Below are 18171 nucleotides of genomic sequence, written 5' to 3' on the forward strand. Positions count from 1 at the left end.
CGGGGAACGGGCGGGTGGCGCTGGTGGTCCGCGTACGTTACTCATGGGTATGGCCCCTGCGTAAGGGGGTTTCCGACCGCTCGGTATGTCGGTTCGGTGACGATCCTGTGCGCGCGGCGACGGAACCCGCGGTAACCCCGTCGTGGATCTTGCCGCAGGTCACGGGTGAGTCTCGGGCCGCCCCGGGGGCCGGGCAGGCCGCTCGGCACGACCGGTTCGGCGAATGCGCCGGGCGGGCCGACGATGTGGTCGGGTGGATGCCCTCGGCTGCCCCCGGCCCGGCCCGGATCGGCCCGGCCCGGATCGGCCCGGCCCGGCCCGCGGCCGATGGCAGGGAGGCCTCACTGCCGGGGAGGCGGGCGTGGCTGGGCGAATCGTCGTGCCGGCTGCCATCCCGGTGCTGCAAAGACGGGCGATCGGGCGACGGATCACCGGGAGTTCCCGTCGCTCGCGCCCGTACCGACGGCGAAACGTTCCTCGCCTCGCCTTGCCGGGCCGACGGTCTCAGGGCAGTGCCTGACCCTGCCGGGTTTGGGTGGGGTCAGCGGCCGGAGAGGCGGTCGGCGATCGTTGCGATGCGGGACGTCTCCGCCGTGTGAGTGGTGGATTCCTGGTGGTCCGCCGTGCGGTAGGCCGCGTACATCGCCTGGACGCCGAGCCAGCGGAGGGGTTCCGGTTCCCATTTGCGGACCTTGTGGTCGACCCAGGGGAGGGTGGTCAGGTCCGTGGGGCCCGACTGGCCGGAGTCCTGTTGGATCAGGTCGCGGAGGGTGCGGGCGGCGAGGTTCGTCGTGGTGACGCCTGAGCCGACGTAGCCGCCGGCCCAGCCGAGGCCGGTGGAGCGGTCGAGGGTGACGGTGGCGCACCAGTCGCGGGGGACGCCGAGGACACCGGACCAGGCGTGGGCGATGCCGAGGCCGGCGAGGGAGGGGAAGAAGCGGATGAGGATCTCGCGGAGGGCCTCGATCGTCTGGGGCTGGGTGCGGCCGTCGTTGTCGGTCTTGGAGCCGTAGCGGTAGGGGACGCCGCGGCCGCCGAGGGCGATGCGGCCGTCGGCGGTGCGTTGGGCGTACATGTAGGCGTGGGCCATGTCGCCGAGGGTTTCGAGGCCGTTCCAGCCGATGCTTTCCCATTGGGCGTCGGTGAGGGGCTCGGTGGCGATCATGGACGAGTTCATGGGGAGCCAGGTGCGGCGCTGGCCGGTGAGGGAGGCGGTGAAGCCTTCGGTGCACCGGAGGATGTACGGCGCACGGACGGTGCCGTACGGGGTGATGGCGTGCTTCGGCCTGATCTCGGTGACGGGGGTCGATTCGTGGATCGTGACGCCGAGTGCTTCGACGGCCGCCGCGAGGCCCTTGACCAGCTTCACGGGGTGGAGGCGGGCTCCGTGGGGGGTCCAGCTCGAGCCGACTGCGCCGGTGACGCGGATGCGGTCGGCGGTTTCGCGGGCGCCGTAGAGCTCCCGGTCCGTTTCGCCGAAGGCGAGTTCGACGGAGTGGAAGGCCTTGAGGCGCGCGAGCTGGGCGGGGGAGTGGGCGATTTCGAGGACGCCGCCGCGGTGGATGTCGGCGTCGATCTTCTCGGCTTCGCAGACGCCGATGACCTCGGCGACGGTGGCGTTCATGGCCTGCTGGAGGCGGACGGCTGCTTCGTGGCCGTGGATCTTGGCGTAGCGGTCGCGGCCCGCGATGCCGTTGTAGAGCCAGCCGCCGTTGCGTCCGGACGCTCCGTAGCCGCAGAACTTGGCTTCGAGGACCGTGATGTTGAGGAAGGGGACGGCCTTCTTGAGGTAGTACGCCGTCCACAGGCCGGTGTATCCGCCGCCGACGATGCAGACGTCGGCGGTGGCGTCCCCGGGCAGAGGCTCGCGGGGGGCGGGGGTGCCTTCCTGGGCGTACCAGAACGAGATGCCGCCGTTGACCGTGCTGCTCCTGCTGACCATGGGCGGGAGGGTACTGGATGGGCGGGGGCCTTCGGCCTTCGGATCCGGGTCTTTCGGCGGGCTGGTCGGGGTGGGGTGTGTGGCGGCCGTTTTTCAGGTGTGCGGCGGGTTGTGGGTGTATAGCGTCGCCATGTGATCGAGATTCCGGCGGAGTTGGTGGCCTCGCAGGCGAAGTACAACGGCGCGGCGGGGCGGGCGTTCGTCGCGGCTCTGCCTGCGCGGGCGGAGGAGTTCCTGGACCGGTGGGGGCTGCGGGTGACCGGGCCTTCGATGTACGGGATGGCGTCGCTCGTGCTGCCCGTGACGCGGGGCGCGGACGGTGCGCGCGCGGCGCTGAAGATGCAGCTCCTGGACGAGGAGAGTGCGGGCGAGGCGGTCGGGCTGCGGGTGTGGGACGGCAGGGGATCCGTACGCCTGCTGGCGGATGATCCGGCGACGGGGACGCTGTTGCTCGAGCGACTGGACGAGGGCCGGCATCTGTCGGCGCTGGAGGACACGCGGGAGGCGACGCGGATACTGGCGGATCTGCTGGCACGGCTGGTGGCGGTCCCGGCGCCGGAGGGGCTGCGGGGGCTGGGGGACATCGCGGCCGCGATGCTGGAGGCCGTACCGGAGGCGGCGGGGCAGCTTGGTGAGTCGGACGCGCGGCTGCTCCGGGACTGTGCGGCGGCGGTGCGGGAAGTGGTGGGGGAGCCGGGGGATCGCCTGCTCCACTGGGATCTGCACGTCGACAACATCCTGGCGGGGGAGCGGGAGCCGTGGCTGGCGATCGATCCGAAGCCGTTGGCGGGGGATCCGGGGTTCGATCTGCTGCCGGCGTTGACGAGCGCGTTCGATCCGGATCCGGCGGAGACGCTGTGGCGTTTCGATCTGCTGACGGAGGCGCTGGGGCTCGACCGGGGCCGGGCGGCTGCGTGGACGTTCGGGCGGGTGCTGCAGAACGGGTTGTGGGACGTGGAGGACGGGGAGCCCGCGCTGGACGAGGAGCAGGTGCTCATCGCTCGGGCGCTGCTGGCCCGCGCGGGCTGATCCGGTGCAGGCTGGGCGCATGATTCGTACCGCCACACCTGCCGATGTCCCTGTGATCCACGCGATGGTCCGTGAGCTCGCCGCGTACGAGAAGGCGCTGGAGGAGGCCCGCGCGACGGAGGAGCAGCTGCGCGAGGCGTTGTTCGGGGAACGCCCGGCGGCGTTCGCTCACATCGCGGAGACGGACGAGGGCGAGGTGGTGGGCTTCGCGCTGTGGTTCCTGAACTTCTCGACGTGGCGCGGGGTCCACGGGATCTACCTGGAGGACCTGTACGTGCGGCCGACGAGCCGGGGCGGCGGGCACGGGAAGGCGCTGCTGCGGGAGTTGGCGCGGATCTGTGCGGAGCGGGGGTACGAGCGCCTGGAGTGGTCGGTCCTGAACTGGAACACCCCGTCGATCGACTTCTACGAGTCGCTGGGGGCGAGGCCGCAGGACGAGTGGACGGTGTACCGGCTGACGGACGAGGCGCTCGCGGAGCTGGGTGCGCGGGGGTGACAGCGGCCGTGACAGCGGGGGTGAACGGCGGCGGTGAACGGCTGCAGTGAGCAGCGGCGGTGAATAAGGGGAGGCGAGGGCTTCGGGGGCGCTGGCAGGATGGTCGCTTCTGTGACGACCAGAAGGTCGGAAGGTCAGAGGGGAACGTGACGACCGTGGGCCGTGCCATTACCTTGATCCGCTCCAGCGCCCTGTCCGATGTGGCCGAGTACGCGTATGCGGCGACCGCGCCCGCCGAGGCCCGGCTCGTGTTTCTCGCCGGGGCCTGTCCGTTGAACGAGGACGGGTCGACGGCGGCGGTCGGCGACTACGCGGGGCAGGCGGCGAAGGCCGTCGAGAACATGCGGGTGGCCCTCGCCGCCGCCGGGGCGTCGTTGGACGACGTCATCAGTACGCGGGTCCTTGTGGCGTCCTCGCGGCAGGAGGATCTGGTGAAGGCCTGGGAGGTCGTGCGGGACGCCTTCGGCGACCACGACGTGCCCAGCACGCTGATGGGGGTCACGGTGCTCGGTTACAACGATCAGCTCGTCGAGATCGAGGGTGTCGCCGCGGTTCTCGACTCGTAGGTCCACGTCGCCGCCGTCCCCCCGTGGGTCCACCGCGTGGGTCCACGGGGTCAGGCACACCGCGCCGTTCGCAGGCCTGCCTGGGCGGGACCACCGCCCCGGCAGGCCTGGGCGGGACCACCGCCCCGGTTCGGGGGCCTACGGGATCAGGACCACCTTGCCGGTCGTGCCCCGGGTCTCCAGGGCGTGGTGCGCCGCTGCCGCTTCGGCGAGGGGGAAGCGGTGGACGGCCGGGCGGAGGGTGCCTTCGGTGGCCGCGGCGAGCGAGGCGAGTTCGAGGTTGCGGACATCGCCGCCGGCCTTCTGGAGCATGACCGGGCCGAGGACGCTCTCGGAGGTGATGCCTCGGGCGGCAAGTTCCTCGTCCGTGAAGGTGAGCGGCTCGCCGTCGTGGACGCCCTGACCGGACCAGCCGAAGACGAGGTGCTCGCCGCCCTTGCCGAGGAGGTCGACGGCCGCGCGGCCGGTGTCGCCGCCCACGGAGTCGAAGACGATCGTGGCGGTACGGGAGCCGAGGAAGGCGCGGACCTGCTGCGGCCAGTCCGGCTGCTTGTAGTCGACCGCCAGGTCCGCGCCGTTCTCCCGTACGAGGGCCACCTTCGCGGGGCCGCCGGCGAGGCCGATGACGGTGGCGCCGGCGTTCTTCGCGTACTGGACGAGGAGGGTGCCGATGCCGCCGGCGGCGGCCGGGACGACGGCGATCGAGTCGGGGCCCAGTTCGGTGAACTGGAGGATGCCCAGCGTCGTGCGGCCGGTGCCGATCATGGCGACGGCTTCGGCGTCGCCGAGGGTGTCGGGCAGGGCGTGGAGCTTGGCGGCGTCGACGACGGCGAGTTCGGCGTAGCCGCCGGGGGCCATGCCCAGGTGGGCGACGACGCGCTTGCCGAGCCAGCTCGGGTCGGTGCCCTCGCCGAGCGCGTCCACGGTGCCGGCGACCTCGCGGCCGGGGATCGTGGGGAGTTCGGCGGGGGCGGGGAAGGGGCCGGTCTGCCCGAGGCGCAGGGCGGTGTCGAGGAGGTGGACGCCTGCCGCGGTGACCGCGATCCGGACCTGGCCGGGTCCGGGGACGGGGTCCGAAGTCTCCTCGTACGTGAGGTTCTCGGCCGGGCCGAAGGCGTGGAGGCGGATGGCGCGCATGGTGGGCTCCCCTGGTGATGTTCTCCCGTTGACGTACGACAGCCTCTGACCTCAAGCGTGCTTGAGGTCAAGCCTCTTCGTGCGCAGCGCCAGGGACACCGCCTCGACGGCGCTCGTGAACGACACCTCGGCCAGGACTCCGGGCGCCGCGACCTGGTCTCCCGCGAGGTAGACGTCGCCGCCGCGGTGGATCGCGGGCCGGTCGCGCCAGGTGGTGCCGGGGCGGTCGAGGGCTCCCGTACGGCCTGCGCAGACGGCCTCGCGGCGCCAGACCGTGCGCTCGCGCCAGCGGGGGAAGCCGAGGTCGAGCAGGCGCTCGGCGTGGGCGATGCCGTCGGTCTTGGAGAGGCCGGGGCCGATGGGGAGCTGGGCCTGGATCAGCTGCTCGCCGGCGGGGGCGAGGGAGGGGTCCTGTGCGGTGAAGCGCTCGATCCAGCCGGGGGCGTCGAGGTCGGAGACGATGTACGGGTCGCCCGCCCGGGTGCGCAGAGCCAGGTCGAACAGGACGGTGCGGCCGCTCTCCCAGGTCAGCCCGGGGTCGCCGAGGAGCCGGGAGGCCGCGGCGAGTGAGGTGGCGACGACGACCGGGCCGTCGGCGAGCGGCAGTTCGTCGAGCCGGGAGGAGGTCTCGATCCGTACGCCCAGGTTCCATGCGTGGGCTGCCATGCGGTCGGTCAGCTGTCCCCAGCCGCCGCGGATGAAGCGCGCCTCGGGAGGCAGGGCGGCGGCACGGTGGAGGCGTTCCTGCACGAAACGGGCGGAGAGCGTGCCGGGGTCGTGGTGGAAGAGGGCGACCGCGCTGTACGCGGCGGCCTGACGGGCGGCCTCGGGTCCGGCGACGCGGGTGGCCCAGGTGAGGAAGTCGGTGTCGACGGGGGCCTCTTCGGCCGTACGGAGGGAGTGGCGGAGGAAGCCGAGCGGCGGGGTGCGGCGCATGGCCCCGGCGCGGTGGAACCGGAAGCGGGCGGCTTCGCGCAGCGGCACGGGTGCGAGCGGGCCGAGGAGGCCGCGCTGGGTGAGCCAGGTCCAGTGGGGGCCGCCGTTGTAGATGGCGTGGGGGCCTTCGTTGGTTCTGTACGGGCCTTCGGCGGTGCGGGCGCGGCCGCCGAGGGTGTGGTGGGCCTCGTGGAGGGTGACCTTGGCCCCGGCCTCGGCGGCGGTGATCGCCGCGGTGAGTCCGGCGAATCCGCCGCCGATGACGGTGATGTGCTTCCTGTTCCGCTGCATCTCGTGCTCCCTCGTCCGGGTCTTGCACAGGGGACGGCGGAGGGGGCCCGGTCTGTGACATCGGGGGCGTTGTCAGTGGCGCACGTCACTATGGGCGCATGGCGACAGCGAAGAAGAAGGTGGCGGTCGTGCGTCGGCCGGAGGTGCGGTTGCCGCCGCTGGAGGCGTACGAAGGGGGGCTCGATCCGGACGGGGACTACGACGGCCTGGAGTTCTCGGGGCTCGATCTGGCGGGGCAGGACGGGGGAGGGGCGCGGTTCCTGGACTGTGCGCTGCGGGACTGTGCGATGGACGAGACACGGCTGGCCTCGGCGCGGGTCCTGGACTCCGTGCTGAGCGGGATCCGGGGTGTGGGCACGGACCTGGCGGGGGCGTCGCTGCGGGACGTGGAGATCGTGGACGCGCGGCTGGGTGGGACGCAGCTGCACGGGGCGGTGTTCGAGCGCGTCCTGGTGAGGGGAGGGAAGATCGACTATCTGAATCTGCGGACGGCGAAGCTGAAGGACGTCGTCTTCGAGGGGTGTGTGCTGAGCGAGCCCGACTTCGGGAGTGCGGTGCTCGAGAGGGTCGAGTTCCGGGACTGTGTGCTGAAGGGGGCGGACTTCAGCGGGGCGCGGATGAAGGACGTCGATCTGCGGACGGTGGAGCGTCTCGAGATCGCGCGCGGGGTGGACGCCCTGGCGGGCGCGGTGATCAGTACGGGGCAGCTGCTGGATCTGGCGCCGGTGTTCGCCGCGCAGCTGGGGGTGCGGGTGGAGGACTGAGGGGGCCGGGCGGGGGCTCGGTTACGGGAGGCGGGGGAAGCGGGCCTGGAGGTCCCAGATCGCCGGGTTGTCGCCTAGGCCCTCGTGCATGTCCGTGAGGTCGGCGATCAGGTCGTGCAGGAAGTCGCGGGCCTCGCGGCGCAGTTCACGGTGGTTGAAGGTGAGCGGGGGCTCGTCGCCCGGCATCCAGTCGGCCTCCACGTCCACCCAGCCGAAGCGGCGCTCGAAGAGCATCCGGTCCGAGGACTCGGTGAAGTCGAGCTCCGCGTACTGGCGCTGCGAGGACCGGCTGCCGCGCGGGTCGCGGTCGAGCTGCTCGACGATGTCGCACAGCGCCCAGGCGAAGTCGAGCACCGGCACCCATCCCCAGGCTGTGGACACCTCGCGGTCGGCCTTGGGGTCGGCGAGGTACACGTCCCCGCAGAACAGGTCGTGGCGCAGGGCGTGGACGTCCGCGCGGCGGTAGTCGGTCTGCGGGGGGTCGGGGAAGCGACGGGAGAGGGAGTAGCCGATGTCGAGCACGGAGACGATGCTCCCACGCGCACGGGACCCGGGGCGCACGCGCCGGCCCCGCCCGGTCTCCCTGCGCCCGTGCGCCGGGAGCCTCCCGCGCCCCAGGCTCCCCTCAGCCGCGCGTCCGGGCGTGCAGTGCGCGGGCCATGCGGGGGCCCAGCCAGCGCTTGAGGCGGCGCAGGGGTTCCAGCTGCTCCGCCACCCGGTCGATCCGGTAGTAGAGCTGTGGGGGGATGTGGGGGAGCAGGGGCGAGTGGCGCTGGCCCAGGAGCGCGAACATCTGGCGCGGCTCCAGGCTCATGTAGCGGGGGAGGTTCTCGTACCACTGGGCGCTGTAGCGGGCCGCGCTCTGGGCCGAGAGGAGCTCCGCGCGCCGCCGCCGGCCGTAGCGGGTCAGGGCGGAGTCGAGGTCGTCCCCGGCACCCTCGCGCAGGGCGTCCGCGAGGGCGAGGGCGTCCTCCAGGGCGAGGGTGGTGCCGGCGCCGATCGAGTAGTGCGTGGTGTGGGCGGCGTCGCCGAGGAGGACGAGGTTGCCGCGGTGCCAGGCGCGGGTGGTCAGGGTGCGGAAGTTGAGCCACTGCGCGGCGCCGTCGTCCTGCGCGCGGCCGATCAGCGGATGGTCGTCCAGGAGGTCGTGGAAGAGCTTCTCCAGCACGTTCAGGCTGTCGGCCTCGCTCATGGTGCCGAGCCCGAGCCCCGTCCAGGTCTCCGGGGAGCACTCGACGACGCATGTGGACTGCTCGCCGCTGAAGCCGTACGCGTAGCACCAGATCCAGCCGTGCTCGGTCTCCTTGAAGGCGAAGCTGAAGGAGTCGAAGACCTTGGTGGTGCCGAGCCAGATGTAGTGGTTGCGGCCGGTGGCGACCTCGGCGCCGAAGTCGGCGGTGTGGGCCTCGCGCAGCACGCTGTTGACCCCGTCGGCCGCGACGACCAGGTCGGCGTCCGCGAGTTCGGGGGCGTCGGGGCCGGTGATGCCGTGCTCGAACTCGACGCGTACGCCGAGCGCTTCGGCCCGTTCGGCGAGGAGGGCGAGCATCCGGCGCCGGCCGATGCCGAAGCCCTTGTCGCCGCGGTGGACGGTCCGCTCGTCGCGGACGATGGCGACGCCGTCGGTCCAGCGGACGGAGGCCTCGTCGATGGCGCGCGCCGACTCCGGGTCGCCGGCCCGCAGCTTGTCGAGGAGCCCGGCCCAGTAGGTCACACCCCAGCCGTAGGTGGAGCCGGCCGCGTTCCGCTCGTAGACGGTGATCTCGTGGGACGGGTCCTGCCGCTTCATCAGGATCGAGAAGTACAGGCCGGCGGGCCCACCGCCGACGCAGGCGATCTTCACATGCGCTCCCACAACGAGACGAGACGAACTGACACTCTGCGATAGCACGGTAACGCAGAGTGGCAGCGTCAGGGGAGCAGGCGCTGCTCCTTCGCCACGGCGACCGCGCCCGCACGTGTGTCCACGCCGAGCTTGGCGTAGATCCGGCCGAGGTGGGTCTTCACCGTCGCCTCGCTGATGAAGAGCGCGCGGGCGATCTCGCGATTGCCGAGGCCGTGGGCGAGCTGGCCGAGGATGTCCCGTTCGCGGTCGGTGAGGGTGGGCCCGGCGGCGCCCCGCATCCGGTCCATGACCCGGCTGGCGACCGGCGGGGAGAGAGTCGTACGGCCCTGGGCGGCGGAGTGGATCGCGGCGAACAGCTCCTCGGGGCGCTCCGCCTTCAGCAGGTAGCCGGTGGCGCCTGCCTCGATGGCGCGGGTGATGTCCGCGTCGGTGTCGTAGGTGGTGAGGACCAGGACGTGGACGCCGGACGTGGATCCCGCGATCCGGCGGGTCGCCTCGACGCCGTCGATGCCGGCGCCGAGCTGAAGGTCCATGAGGACGACGTCGGGTCGTAGCTTGGCGGCCATCGCGACCGCCTCCTCGCCGCTGCCGGCCTCGCCGACGACCTCGATGTCGGGGGCGCTGCCGAGCAGGGCGAGCAGCCCGGCGCGTACGACGGCGTGGTCGTCGCAGAGCAGGATCCGTACGGTCATGCGCCGGCCTCCAAGGGCGTGGACAGGGGGATCGCGACCGAGAGCACCGTGCCCTCGCCGGGGGTGGACTCCACGGTGAGTGTGCCGCCGAGCTGCTGGGCCCGCACCCGCATCGCGGGCAGGCCGTGGCCGCGGACGCCGCGCTCGCCGCTCGGGCGACCGGACCCGGCGTCGAAGCCGCGGCCGTCGTCGGCGATGTCGAGGACGACCTGGTCGTCGAGGTAGGTCAGGGTCAGGGCGGCGGACGTGGCCGCGGCGTGCTCGCGGACGTTGGCGAGGGCGCCCTGCGCGATGCGCAGCAGCGCCGACTGCACGCGTTCGGGCAGCGGGACGGGGGCGCCGTCGACGCGGAACGCGGCGGACTCGCGCCCCGCGAGCGTACGCAGCGCCTGCTCCAGGCCGCCGCCCTCGGCGAGGTCGGCGGGGGCGAGGTCGTGGACGAAGCGGCGGGCCTCGGCGAGGTTCCGTTCGGCGATGGACTCGGCCGTACGGACGTGGCGGCGGGCGGTCGACGGGTCGGTGTCCCAGGTGCGCTCGGCCGCCTGGAGCAGCATCTGCTGGCTGGACAGGCCCTGGGCCAGGGTGTCGTGGATCTCCATGGAGAGCCGCTGGCGCTCGGCGAGGGTGCCCTCGCGGCGCTCGATGGCGGCCAGTTCGCGGCGGGTGCGGATCAGGTCGTCGATGAGGGCCCGCTGCCGGTCGGCCTGCCGCTGCGCGTGGACGAAGACGGCGGTCGCGATCGCGGCGACGGCCGGCGGGGCGACGATCAGGTTCGGGTCGAAGCCGCCGTTGGAGAGCTGGACCTGCGCGGTGACCACGAAGACGGTGAGGAGGGCGACCAGGACGAGGGCGGCGCGCGGCGGGAGGGTGCGAAGCCCGGTGTAGAAGAGCGGCACCGCGCACCAGGCGAAGCTCGGCGCGAGGACCACCAGGACCATCCAGACCGCGACGACCGTGAAGAGCCAGGCGATCCGGCGGGGTGTGGCGCGGGTGCCGAGGACGGGGCCGAGGAGGTAGAGGGCGGCGAGGGCGCCGGAGAGGGCGACGATCCAGGGGCTGCGGTCCTCCCACGGGTGCCGCAGCAGGAAGCGGACCAGCGAGGCGCCGAGGAGGAGGAAGAAGGCGATGTGCATGACCCGCGCCAGCCAGCGGGCGTCCGGGTCCTGCTCCATCGCGTACCTCTCCCTCAGGGGCCCGGCCACGGCTCTGACCTGGGTCTACGTTTCCATCCTGGCCCGGGAGGACCACGGGGGCATCAACCGATCGGCTGACACCCCCGTCGTCCATCATGCGCGACGGGGGCAGCCGGTTCGTGGACCGTACGGGCCCGGAAACGGCCGGAGGATCGATGGCAGAGCGAACGAACGACACGCCTCGATCACCGTCACGGCCTCAGACCGTCACTGCCTCAAGGAGCCCTCCATGAAGAAGAAGATCCTCTTCGGTGCCGCCACCGCCGCCGTCGTCGCCGCCGGTACCTTCGGCGCCGTCTCCGCGAACGCCTCCGCCCCGGCCGCCGCGCCGGCCGTCGCCGCCAAGGCCGACGCGTCGAACAGCAACCTGCAGCAGACCACGCACCTGACGATCGAGGCCGCCACCAAGGCCGCGCAGGCCACCCTGGACGCCGCCGAGGACGAGAACCAGCGCATCACCGTCGCGGTCGTCGACCGCAACGGCAACACCATCGTCACCCTGCGCGGCGACGGCGCGGGCCCGCAGTCCTACGAGTCGGCCGAGCGCAAGGCGTTCACCGCGGTCTCCTGGAACGCCCCCACCTCCGTCCTCGCGGGCCGCCTCGCCCAGGCCCCGAACCTGAAGGACATCCCCGGCACCCTGTTCCTCGGCGGCGGCGTCCCGGTCACCGCCAAGGGCGCGCCGATCGCCGGCATCGGTGTCGCCGGCGCGCCGAGCGGCGACCTCGACGAGAAGTTCGCCAAGGCGGGCGTCGAGGCGCTCGACAAGTAAGCCCTGCGAGCAGGCCCGGCGAGCGGGTCCCGGGTACGGGACCTGTCCGCCGGTCACCTCGCCGGCCACCCCCGTCGGTGGCGCCCGGACCCCCGTCGGGCGCCACCGATGCCGTACGCCCGCCCTCCACCCGCGCGTACCCCTGCCTAAGATCGAATGGTGGACGTACGTAGCCGGGCCGCTCTGGCCACCGCCGTGGCCGCGCTGCTCGTCCTCGTCGGCTGCACCGGCGGCGGGGACGACGGTGGCGGTGGTGTGGACGTCGGCGGGGTGCGCGGCACGCCCGGCGCGGCGGGTCTGCGCGATCCGTACTTCCCCAAGCTCGGCAACGGCGGCTACGACGTGACGCACTACGCGCTCGACCTCGCCTACGACCCGAAGAGCGGCCGCCTCGACGGCACCGCCATGATCACGGCCCGTGCCACCCAGGACCTGAGCGCCTTCAACCTCGACCTCGCCGGTCTCACCGTCGACTCCGCCTCCGTCGACGGCGAGCGGGCCTCCGTCAACCGGGCCGGGAACGAGCTGACGCTGCGCCCGAGCGAGGACATCGACAAGGGCGCGGTCTTCCGTACGACGATCGCGTACTCCGGCCGGCCCGCGACGATCACCGGCGCGGACGGCTCGCAGGAGGGCTGGCTGCCCACCGTGGACGGGGCGCTCGCGCTCGGCGAACCGGTCGGCTCGATGGCCTGGTTCCCCGGCAACCACCATCCGTCCGACAAGGCGACGTACGACATCACGCTGACCGTTCCGCAGGGGACGCAGGCGATCTCCAACGGCGTACGGACCTCCGAGCGGACCGCGAACGGCCGCACCACGTCCGTCTGGCACTCCGCCGAACCGATGGCGAGCTACCTCGCGACCGTGGCCGTCGGGAAGTTCAAGACGCAGGTGTCCGCCACCCCCTCCGGGCTGCCCGTGCTCACCGCCGCCGACCCGTCGGTCGCAGTCAAGAGCGCCCCGCTGCTCGCCCGGATCCCCGAACTCCTCGCCTGGCAGGTGGAGAACTTCGGGCCGTACCCCTTCTCCTCCACCGGCGCGATCGTCGAGCGGAACGGCGACGCGGGCTACGCGCTCGAGACCCAGACCCGGCCGGTCTTCCCGCAGGACTCCCTGACCGTCGAGATCCTGGTGCACGAACTGGCTCACCAGTGGTTCGGCAACTCGGTCACGCCCGCCACCTGGAAGGACATGTGGCTGAACGAGGGCTTCGCGGTGTACGCCGAGTGGCTGTACGCGGAGGACTTCGAGGCCACCCCGGCGCAGGTGAACTTCGAGGCGGCCTTCGCCGCCGACGCCAACTGGGCCTTCCCGCCGTCCGATCCGCCGTCGGCGGAGAACCTCTTCGACCCGCCGGTGTACCAGCGCGGCGCGATGGTGCTGCACAAGATCCGGCAGCAGGTCGGCGACGAGGCGTTCTTCGAGCTCCTGTCCGGCTGGGCGGCGGAGCACCGTCACGGGAACGCCTCCACCGACGACTTCACCGCGTATGCGGAGGAGGTGACGGGGGAGGACCTCGACGCGGTGTGGGACGTGTGGCTGAACGGGGAGGGGAAGCCGAAGGGCCCGAACTAGGGGCGATCGGGAGCCGGGACCAGGACTCGGGATCAGCTGGCCGTCGGGGCCGGAACGCCGGAGCCCCGGCGCGGTCCTCGCGCCGGGGCTCCACCGTTCTGGCGTACGTCAGAGGTTGACGCCGAAGTCGCGGGCGATGCCCTCCAGACCGGAGGCGTAACCCTGGCCGACCGCGCGGAACTTCCACTCCGCTCCGTTGCGGTACAGCTCGCCGAAGACCATGGCGGTCTCGACGGCGGCGTCCTCGGAGAGGTCGTAGCGGGCGATCTCGGCGCCGCCGGCCTGGTTGATGATGCGGATGTACGCGTTGCGCACCTGGCCGAAGTTCTGCGAGCGGTTCACCGCGTCGTAGATGGAGACCGGGAAGACGATCTTGTCGACGTTCGGGGGCAGCGCGGCGAGGTTGACGTTGATCTGCTCGTCGTCGCCGCCGCCCTCGCCGGTGCGGTTGTCACCGGTGTGGACGATGGTCTGGTCCGGGGTGGCCTTGTTGTTGAAGAAGACGAAGTGCGCGTCGGAGGCGACCTTGCCGGCGCCGTCGACGCCGATGGCGGAGGCGTCGAGGTCGAAGTCGGTGCCGGTGGTCGTACGGACGTCCCAGCCGAGGCCCACGGTGACGGCGGTGAGGCCCGGGGCCTCCTTGGTCAGGGAGACGTTGCCGCCCTTGGAGAGGCTTACAGCCATGGGAAGTGCCTTTCTTCGTGACCTTCGTGATGTCGTCACACGGGATAACGCGGACGACGCCCTGCCGGTTCCACGGTGCGGAATCGGTGCGAAAACAGGATGACGTGCGGGAGCCGCTCCGGGGAACATGGATGCATGTCCGGTCCGTATTTCATCCGCGGCTCCGTCTCGCTCCCCGAGGCCGAGCTCATGTGGCGTTTCTCGCGGTCGTCGGGGCCGGGTGGGCAGCACGTCAACACCAGCGACTCACAGGTGGAGCTCCGCTTCGACCTGGCGTCGACGGAGGCGCTGCCGGAGGTCTGGAAGGCGCGCGCGCTCGAACGCCTTGCGTCGCGCATGGTCGGCGGGGTGGTGACGGTCCGCGCGTCCGAGCACCGCTCGCAGTGGCGCAACCGGGAGACGGCGGCGGTCCGCCTCGCCGCGCTCCTCGCGGAGGCGACGGCGCCCCCGCCGAAGCCGCGCCGGGCGACGAAGATCCCACAGGGCATCAACGAACGCCGGCTGCGGGTGAAGAAGCAACGCTCCGAGACGAAGCGGGGCCGCCAGGGACGCGACTGGGGCTGACGGGGTGCCCCGGTGCGGGCGCGGTCGTCAGGCCAGGCGGCGGTACTTGCCGCGGAAGTAGGTCAGCGGGGCGCCGTCCGAGGACGGGAAGGCGGCCGTCAGGACGCGCGCCACGACCAGGGTGTGGTCACCGGCCACCACGCGGTTCTCCGTGCGGCACTCCAGCGCCGCCAGGGCGCCGCCCACCAGCGGGGCACCGCTCTCCTCGCCGCGGGTGTACGGGACGTCCTCGAAGAGGAGCCGGTCGCTCACCCGGCCCTTCATCGCGAAGCGGCCCGCGATGTGGCGCTGGCTCTCGGAGAGGACCGAGACCGCCCACACCGGGACCTCGTCCAGCAGGTCGTCCATGCGGGAGCCGTTGCGGAGACTGACGAGCACCAGCGGCGGGTCGAGGGAGACGGACATGAACGCCGTCGCCGTCATGCCGACGTCCTCCCCGCGCGGACCGTCGTCCGGGTCATGGGCCGTCACCAGCACCACGCCGGCGGCGAGGCGGGACATCGCCGCCCGGAACTCGTCGTTGCTCACCCCCTCAGCATGAGGGATCGCCAGATCCGAGGCGGGGGGCGGGGCGGGGGTCGTCGTCAGCACACTCCGCACGCTAGCCTCGCCCCACGTCCCCGGCATCGGGCCCGGGGACCAGTCCACGCCCCCTCGCCGGTCCTAGGACCCCCGGCCCCGGGGCCACGCCCGCACGGTCCGGGGCCGTACCCCCACCGCCGTACCGCACCGTTCTCTTTGCGTTCAGGAAAGAACGGGAGCGCTTTCCGGCACCCCCTGCAACGCTTCATGACCTGGTGTGACTTGAGTCACAGAGCTCAGTATTTGTTGACCCTGTGTACCGGGTGCAACGCTCGCTGTGATTCAGTGGCAAGGACAATGCAGCACGAGTGTCGATGAGAATCCTGGAGTTGCTGTCGAGGTCTCGGGGAGAGCGAGCGATGGAGACCGAGTCGGAGCCGTACGTCCGTCTTGCGACCCTGCGGCAGCTGCATCAGGTCGTGGCCGACCTCAATACAGCCCGCAGTCTGGCGGACACCCTGCAGACCGTCGCCGACGGCATCGTCGCCGGCCTCAACTACGAACTGGCCTGCGTCAACCTCGTACGCCCCGACGGTGACCTCGTCGTCGCCGCCTTCGCCGGCAGCCCCGCCGCCGAGGCGCTCATCACCGGCCGCGTCGGCCCCCGCGAGTCCTGGGAACGCCGCCTCTCCATGGGCGTCGCCTGGGGCGACCTGAGGTTCATCCCGCACACCGAGGGCTGGGTCCTCATCGAGGACGACGTCCCGCAGTGGCACACAGAGGGCCCCGCCCCCCGCTTCGAGGACGAGTGGCACCCGCACGACCGCCTCTACGCCCCCATGTACGCCTCCGGTTCCAAACGCGAACTGCTCGGCGTGATCTCCGTCGACCGGCCCCGCAACGGCCGCCACCCCGGACCCTGGGGCCAGGAAGCCCTGCAGATGTACGCCTCCCAGTCGGCGATCGCGATCAGCAACGCCCGGCTGCGAGCGAACATGCAGCGCGCCCTCGTCCGCCTGGAACGCGAGCAGCAGGCTCTGCGCGCCAGTGAAGAGTCGTTCCGGCAGGCCTTCGAGTACGCCCCCTCCGGCATGGCCATCGCCGAGATGGGCGGCGACCAGCACGGCCGCCTCCTGCGCACCAACGACGCCCTCTGCCGCCTCCTCGGCCGCCCCGCCTCCGTGATGCGCCGCTACTCCTTCGCCGACCTCGTCCACCCCGAGGACATCGGGACCCTGCTCCGCACCTCCGCCGAGGGCGGCCGCGCCGAGCTCCGTCTCGGCCGCCGCGACGGCACCTACGTCTGGGTCTCCCTGCGCAACTCCGTCGTCGCCGACACCGCGGACGGCCCCCGCTTCCTCCTCACCCACGTCGAGGACATCGAGGAGCGCAAGCGCCACGAGCTCCAGCTCGCCCACCGCGCCTCGCACGACGCCCTCACCGGCCTGCCCAACAGCGCCGAACTGCGCTCCCGGCTCAGCGCCCGGATCTGCGAGCGCCCGCACGCCGCACCGGAGACCGACTACGACGCCCCGTACGGGCACGACCACAACTTCGGTTTCGACGCGAGCCCCGCCGGCGGACCGTACGACCATCACGTCCACTCCGTCGCGCCCGCCGGCGGCGAGGTCGACGACGGGACGAAGGGGCTCGCCGTCCTCTTCTGCGACCTCGACGGCTTCAAGTCGATCAACGACCGGTTCGGGCACCACACCGGCGACGCCGTCCTCATCGAGGTCGCCCGGCGCCTCACCACCGGCGTACGGGACGGGGACACCGTCGCCCGGCTCGGCGGTGACGAATTCGTCGTCCTCGCCGACGGCCTCGGCTCGGCCGACGCCGCCGACCTCGCCGTACGGCTGCGCAACGCCATCATTCCGCCGATCCGGGTCGACGGGCGGGCGGTCAGGGTCGGGGCGAGTTTCGGCATCGGCTGGGCCGAGTGCGGTATGACCGTCGAAGAGGTCCTGAACTCCGCCGACCAGCGGATGTACATAGAGAAGCGCTCCCGGGCGAAGATCCACCGCCGCGCCGGATAGCCCGATTCGCCCCCGTGCCCAGCCCCTGCCGCGCCGCCTCCCTTACCCACGGGTCACCTGCCGCTCGGTCAAGGGACGGATCGGCGGGTGGTCCGTTCGGGGTAGGCTCGGCCGGTCGGCGACGGCTGGCGAGCATGGATAGGAGTGACCAGGGATGGCTGCCGGTAACGACGGCGCGAACACGCCCGAGGACGACGATCCGTTCGGCTACCTGTACGCGGACGGCCAGGCGGCAGGCGCCCAGCCGCCCGGGCAGGCCGGTGGCTACGGCTACCCCGGTCCGGCCGCGCAGCCGGGTGTCCCCAGAACCTCGTACAACCAGGTCAGAACGGTCGGCGAGCGCCAGTACGGCGGTGGCCAGCCGCATGTGCCGCAGCAGCAGACCTACGGCGGCCAGCAGCAGTACGGCCAGCCGAACCCGCAGTACGCCGCGCCCGAGACGTACCCCGGTGGCGAGCGGACCCGGCAGTCCTCGATCCCGCCGCAGCGCGGCGGTGGCGGCCGCGGACCCAACACCAAGGGGCTGCTGATCGGCGCGATCGCGGTCGTCGCGGTCGTGGTGATCGGTATCACGGCCGCCGTCATCAGCAACAACGGTGACAAGGACGACGACGGCGGCACCGCGGGCGGCAAGCCGACCGGCGGTTCCACGCAGGTCCAGGAGGAGCCCTCCACCCAGCCCAGCGCCGACGACACGCCGGCCGCGCTGCCGCAGCAGGACGCGGCCACCCTGAAGCTCGGCGGATCCGCGCTCCTCGCCAAGGACATCAAGGGCGCCGAGGGCACGGACGGGCTGTATGTGACCGGCTTCAACACGGTCGGGTCCTCCGCGACCTGGCAGACCGAGGTGCCCGAGGCCGGCACGTACAAGATGGAAGTGCGGTACGCGATCCCGGCCAAGGACGCCAACGCCACCGTGACCGTCAACGGCAAGGCCAACACCAAGCCGATGAATCTGAAGAACTTCATCGGCTCCTCGGACCCGGACCCCGCGAAGAACTGGCAGACCACCTGGTCCCAGGTCTCGCTCGAGAAGGGTCAGAACACGATCAAGCTGTCGTGCGAGGCGGGCAACCAGTGCGACGTGATCTTCGACTGGGTGAAGATCAGCAACCTCTGA

The 18171-nt window shown here is 72.0% G+C and carries 18 protein-coding genes; 9 read left to right on the top strand and 9 right to left on the bottom strand.

The features are described 5' to 3' along the window. Positions 1-541: 541 nt before the first annotated feature. Positions 542-1942: an NAD(P)/FAD-dependent oxidoreductase gene (locus ACFC0D_RS10465; RefSeq protein WP_376433256.1), complete on the bottom strand. Its 1401-nt coding sequence runs from the start codon at positions 1940-1942 to the stop codon at positions 542-544. A 132-nt stretch (positions 1943-2074) separates the two neighbouring features. Here ACFC0D_RS10465 and ACFC0D_RS10470 point away from each other — a divergent pair, with 132 nt between their 5' ends. From ACFC0D_RS10470 to ACFC0D_RS10480, 3 genes are all read left to right on the top strand, one after another. Then, on the top strand, positions 2075-2971 hold the full coding sequence (locus tag ACFC0D_RS10470; protein ID WP_376433258.1) for an aminoglycoside phosphotransferase family protein: 897 nt from the start codon (positions 2075-2077) through the stop codon (positions 2969-2971). A 19-nt stretch (positions 2972-2990) separates the two neighbouring features. Beyond that, positions 2991-3467, top strand: coding sequence for a GNAT family N-acetyltransferase (locus ACFC0D_RS10475; RefSeq protein WP_376433260.1), 477 nt, complete (start codon positions 2991-2993; stop codon positions 3465-3467). Between the two features lie 155 nt (positions 3468-3622). Beyond that, positions 3623-4033, top strand: coding sequence for a RidA family protein (locus ACFC0D_RS10480; protein ID WP_376433262.1), 411 nt, complete (start codon positions 3623-3625; stop codon positions 4031-4033). A gap of 138 nt (positions 4034-4171) precedes the next feature. Here ACFC0D_RS10480 and ACFC0D_RS10485 read toward each other — a convergent pair whose 3' ends face one another. Continuing rightward, a complete protein-coding gene (locus ACFC0D_RS10485; RefSeq protein WP_376433264.1) occupies positions 4172-5170 on the bottom strand; it encodes a zinc-binding dehydrogenase in 999 nt (332 codons plus the stop codon). Positions 5171-5221: 51 nt separating this feature from the next. Then, positions 5222-6397 (bottom strand): NAD(P)-binding protein, encoded by a 1176-nt coding sequence (locus ACFC0D_RS10490; RefSeq protein ID WP_376433266.1) that lies wholly within the window; start codon positions 6395-6397, stop codon positions 5222-5224. 98 nt (positions 6398-6495) lie between these two features. On the opposite strand from ACFC0D_RS10490, the gene ACFC0D_RS10495 reads away from it, so the two are divergent. Beyond that, complete coding sequence (locus ACFC0D_RS10495) at positions 6496-7161, top strand: pentapeptide repeat-containing protein (protein ID WP_376433268.1); 666 nt, start codon at positions 6496-6498, stop codon at positions 7159-7161. Between the two features lie 21 nt (positions 7162-7182). On the opposite strand, the gene ACFC0D_RS10500 is transcribed toward ACFC0D_RS10495, so the two are convergent. From ACFC0D_RS10500 to ACFC0D_RS10515, 4 genes are all read right to left on the bottom strand, one after another. Beyond that, complete coding sequence (locus ACFC0D_RS10500; RefSeq protein ID WP_376433270.1) at positions 7183-7683, bottom strand: hypothetical protein; 501 nt, start codon at positions 7681-7683, stop codon at positions 7183-7185. 103 nt (positions 7684-7786) lie between these two features. Continuing rightward, positions 7787-9004 (bottom strand): FAD-dependent monooxygenase, encoded by a 1218-nt coding sequence (locus tag ACFC0D_RS10505; protein WP_376433272.1) that lies wholly within the window; start codon positions 9002-9004, stop codon positions 7787-7789. Between the two features lie 68 nt (positions 9005-9072). Beyond that, positions 9073-9699: a response regulator transcription factor gene (locus tag ACFC0D_RS10510; protein ID WP_329117865.1), complete on the bottom strand. Its 627-nt coding sequence runs from the start codon at positions 9697-9699 to the stop codon at positions 9073-9075. Then, entirely contained in the window at positions 9696-10871 is a 1176-nt protein-coding gene (locus ACFC0D_RS10515) for a sensor histidine kinase (protein ID WP_376433275.1), read from the bottom strand. Before ACFC0D_RS10515 ends, ACFC0D_RS10510 begins: the two co-directional genes overlap by 4 nt. Before the next feature lie 250 nt (positions 10872-11121). On the opposite strand from ACFC0D_RS10515, the gene ACFC0D_RS10520 reads away from it, so the two are divergent. After that, positions 11122-11664, top strand: a complete 543-nt coding sequence (locus ACFC0D_RS10520; RefSeq protein WP_376433277.1) for a heme-binding protein — start codon at positions 11122-11124, stop codon at positions 11662-11664. A 156-nt stretch (positions 11665-11820) separates the two neighbouring features. Next, positions 11821-13242 carry a M1 family metallopeptidase gene (locus ACFC0D_RS10525; RefSeq protein ID WP_376433279.1) on the top strand — a complete coding sequence of 474 codons (1422 nt, stop codon included), beginning with the start codon at positions 11821-11823 and terminating at the stop codon, positions 13240-13242. Between the two features lie 108 nt (positions 13243-13350). Here ACFC0D_RS10525 and ACFC0D_RS10530 read toward each other — a convergent pair whose 3' ends face one another. Next, the gene (locus ACFC0D_RS10530; protein WP_361960491.1) at positions 13351-13926 is read right to left on the bottom strand and encodes a TerD family protein; all 576 of its coding nucleotides are present in this window, start codon (positions 13924-13926) and stop codon (positions 13351-13353) included. A 135-nt stretch (positions 13927-14061) separates the two neighbouring features. Between ACFC0D_RS10530 and arfB the strand changes: the two genes are divergently transcribed. Continuing rightward, positions 14062-14490, top strand: coding sequence for an alternative ribosome rescue aminoacyl-tRNA hydrolase ArfB (gene arfB / locus ACFC0D_RS10535; protein ID WP_376433282.1), 429 nt, complete (start codon positions 14062-14064; stop codon positions 14488-14490). Positions 14491-14517: 27 nt separating this feature from the next. On the opposite strand, the gene ACFC0D_RS10540 is transcribed toward arfB, so the two are convergent. Then, entirely contained in the window at positions 14518-15117 is a 600-nt protein-coding gene (locus tag ACFC0D_RS10540; protein ID WP_376433322.1) for a flavin reductase family protein, read from the bottom strand. A gap of 314 nt (positions 15118-15431) precedes the next feature. Between ACFC0D_RS10540 and cdgB the strand changes: the two genes are divergently transcribed. Both cdgB and ACFC0D_RS10550 read left to right on the top strand, forming a co-directional pair. Further along, on the top strand, positions 15432-17051 hold the full coding sequence (gene cdgB, locus ACFC0D_RS10545) for a diguanylate cyclase CdgB (protein ID WP_376433284.1): 1620 nt from the start codon (positions 15432-15434) through the stop codon (positions 17049-17051). A gap of 154 nt (positions 17052-17205) precedes the next feature. Beyond that, positions 17206-18171, top strand: a complete 966-nt coding sequence (locus tag ACFC0D_RS10550) for a CBM35 domain-containing protein (protein WP_376433286.1) — start codon at positions 17206-17208, stop codon at positions 18169-18171.

The organism is Streptomyces sp. NPDC056222, from assembly GCF_042264065.1.
GTDB lineage: Bacteria > Actinomycetota > Actinomycetes > Streptomycetales > Streptomycetaceae > Streptomyces.

Bases quoted from the DNA above. Each gene is read 5' to 3' on its own strand.
- ACFC0D_RS10485 (WP_376433264.1), bottom strand. From the start codon at position 5,170: ATGCGCGCCATCCGCCTCCACGCCTTCGGCCCGGCCGAGAACCTCACG.
- ACFC0D_RS10520 (WP_376433277.1), top strand. From the start codon at position 11,122: ATGAAGAAGAAGATCCTCTTCGGTGCCGCCACCGCCGCCGTCGTCGCC.
- ACFC0D_RS10540 (WP_376433322.1), bottom strand. From the start codon at position 15,117: ATGCCGGGGACGTGGGGCGAGGCTAGCGTGCGGAGTGTGCTGACGACG.
- cdgB (WP_376433284.1), top strand. From the start codon at position 15,432: ATGGAGACCGAGTCGGAGCCGTACGTCCGTCTTGCGACCCTGCGGCAG.
- ACFC0D_RS10465 (WP_376433256.1), bottom strand. From the start codon at position 1,942: ATGGTCAGCAGGAGCAGCACGGTCAACGGCGGCATCTCGTTCTGGTAC.
- arfB (WP_376433282.1), top strand. From the start codon at position 14,062: ATGTCCGGTCCGTATTTCATCCGCGGCTCCGTCTCGCTCCCCGAGGCC.
- ACFC0D_RS10495 (WP_376433268.1), top strand. From the start codon at position 6,496: ATGGCGACAGCGAAGAAGAAGGTGGCGGTCGTGCGTCGGCCGGAGGTG.
- ACFC0D_RS10490 (WP_376433266.1), bottom strand. From the start codon at position 6,397: ATGCAGCGGAACAGGAAGCACATCACCGTCATCGGCGGCGGATTCGCC.
- ACFC0D_RS10510 (WP_329117865.1), bottom strand. From the start codon at position 9,699: ATGACCGTACGGATCCTGCTCTGCGACGACCACGCCGTCGTACGCGCC.
- ACFC0D_RS10530 (WP_361960491.1), bottom strand. From the start codon at position 13,926: ATGGCTGTAAGCCTCTCCAAGGGCGGCAACGTCTCCCTGACCAAGGAG.
- ACFC0D_RS10525 (WP_376433279.1), top strand. From the start codon at position 11,821: ATGGTGGACGTACGTAGCCGGGCCGCTCTGGCCACCGCCGTGGCCGCG.
- ACFC0D_RS10550 (WP_376433286.1), top strand. From the start codon at position 17,206: ATGGCTGCCGGTAACGACGGCGCGAACACGCCCGAGGACGACGATCCG.
- ACFC0D_RS10515 (WP_376433275.1), bottom strand. From the start codon at position 10,871: ATGGAGCAGGACCCGGACGCCCGCTGGCTGGCGCGGGTCATGCACATC.
- ACFC0D_RS10475 (WP_376433260.1), top strand. From the start codon at position 2,991: ATGATTCGTACCGCCACACCTGCCGATGTCCCTGTGATCCACGCGATG.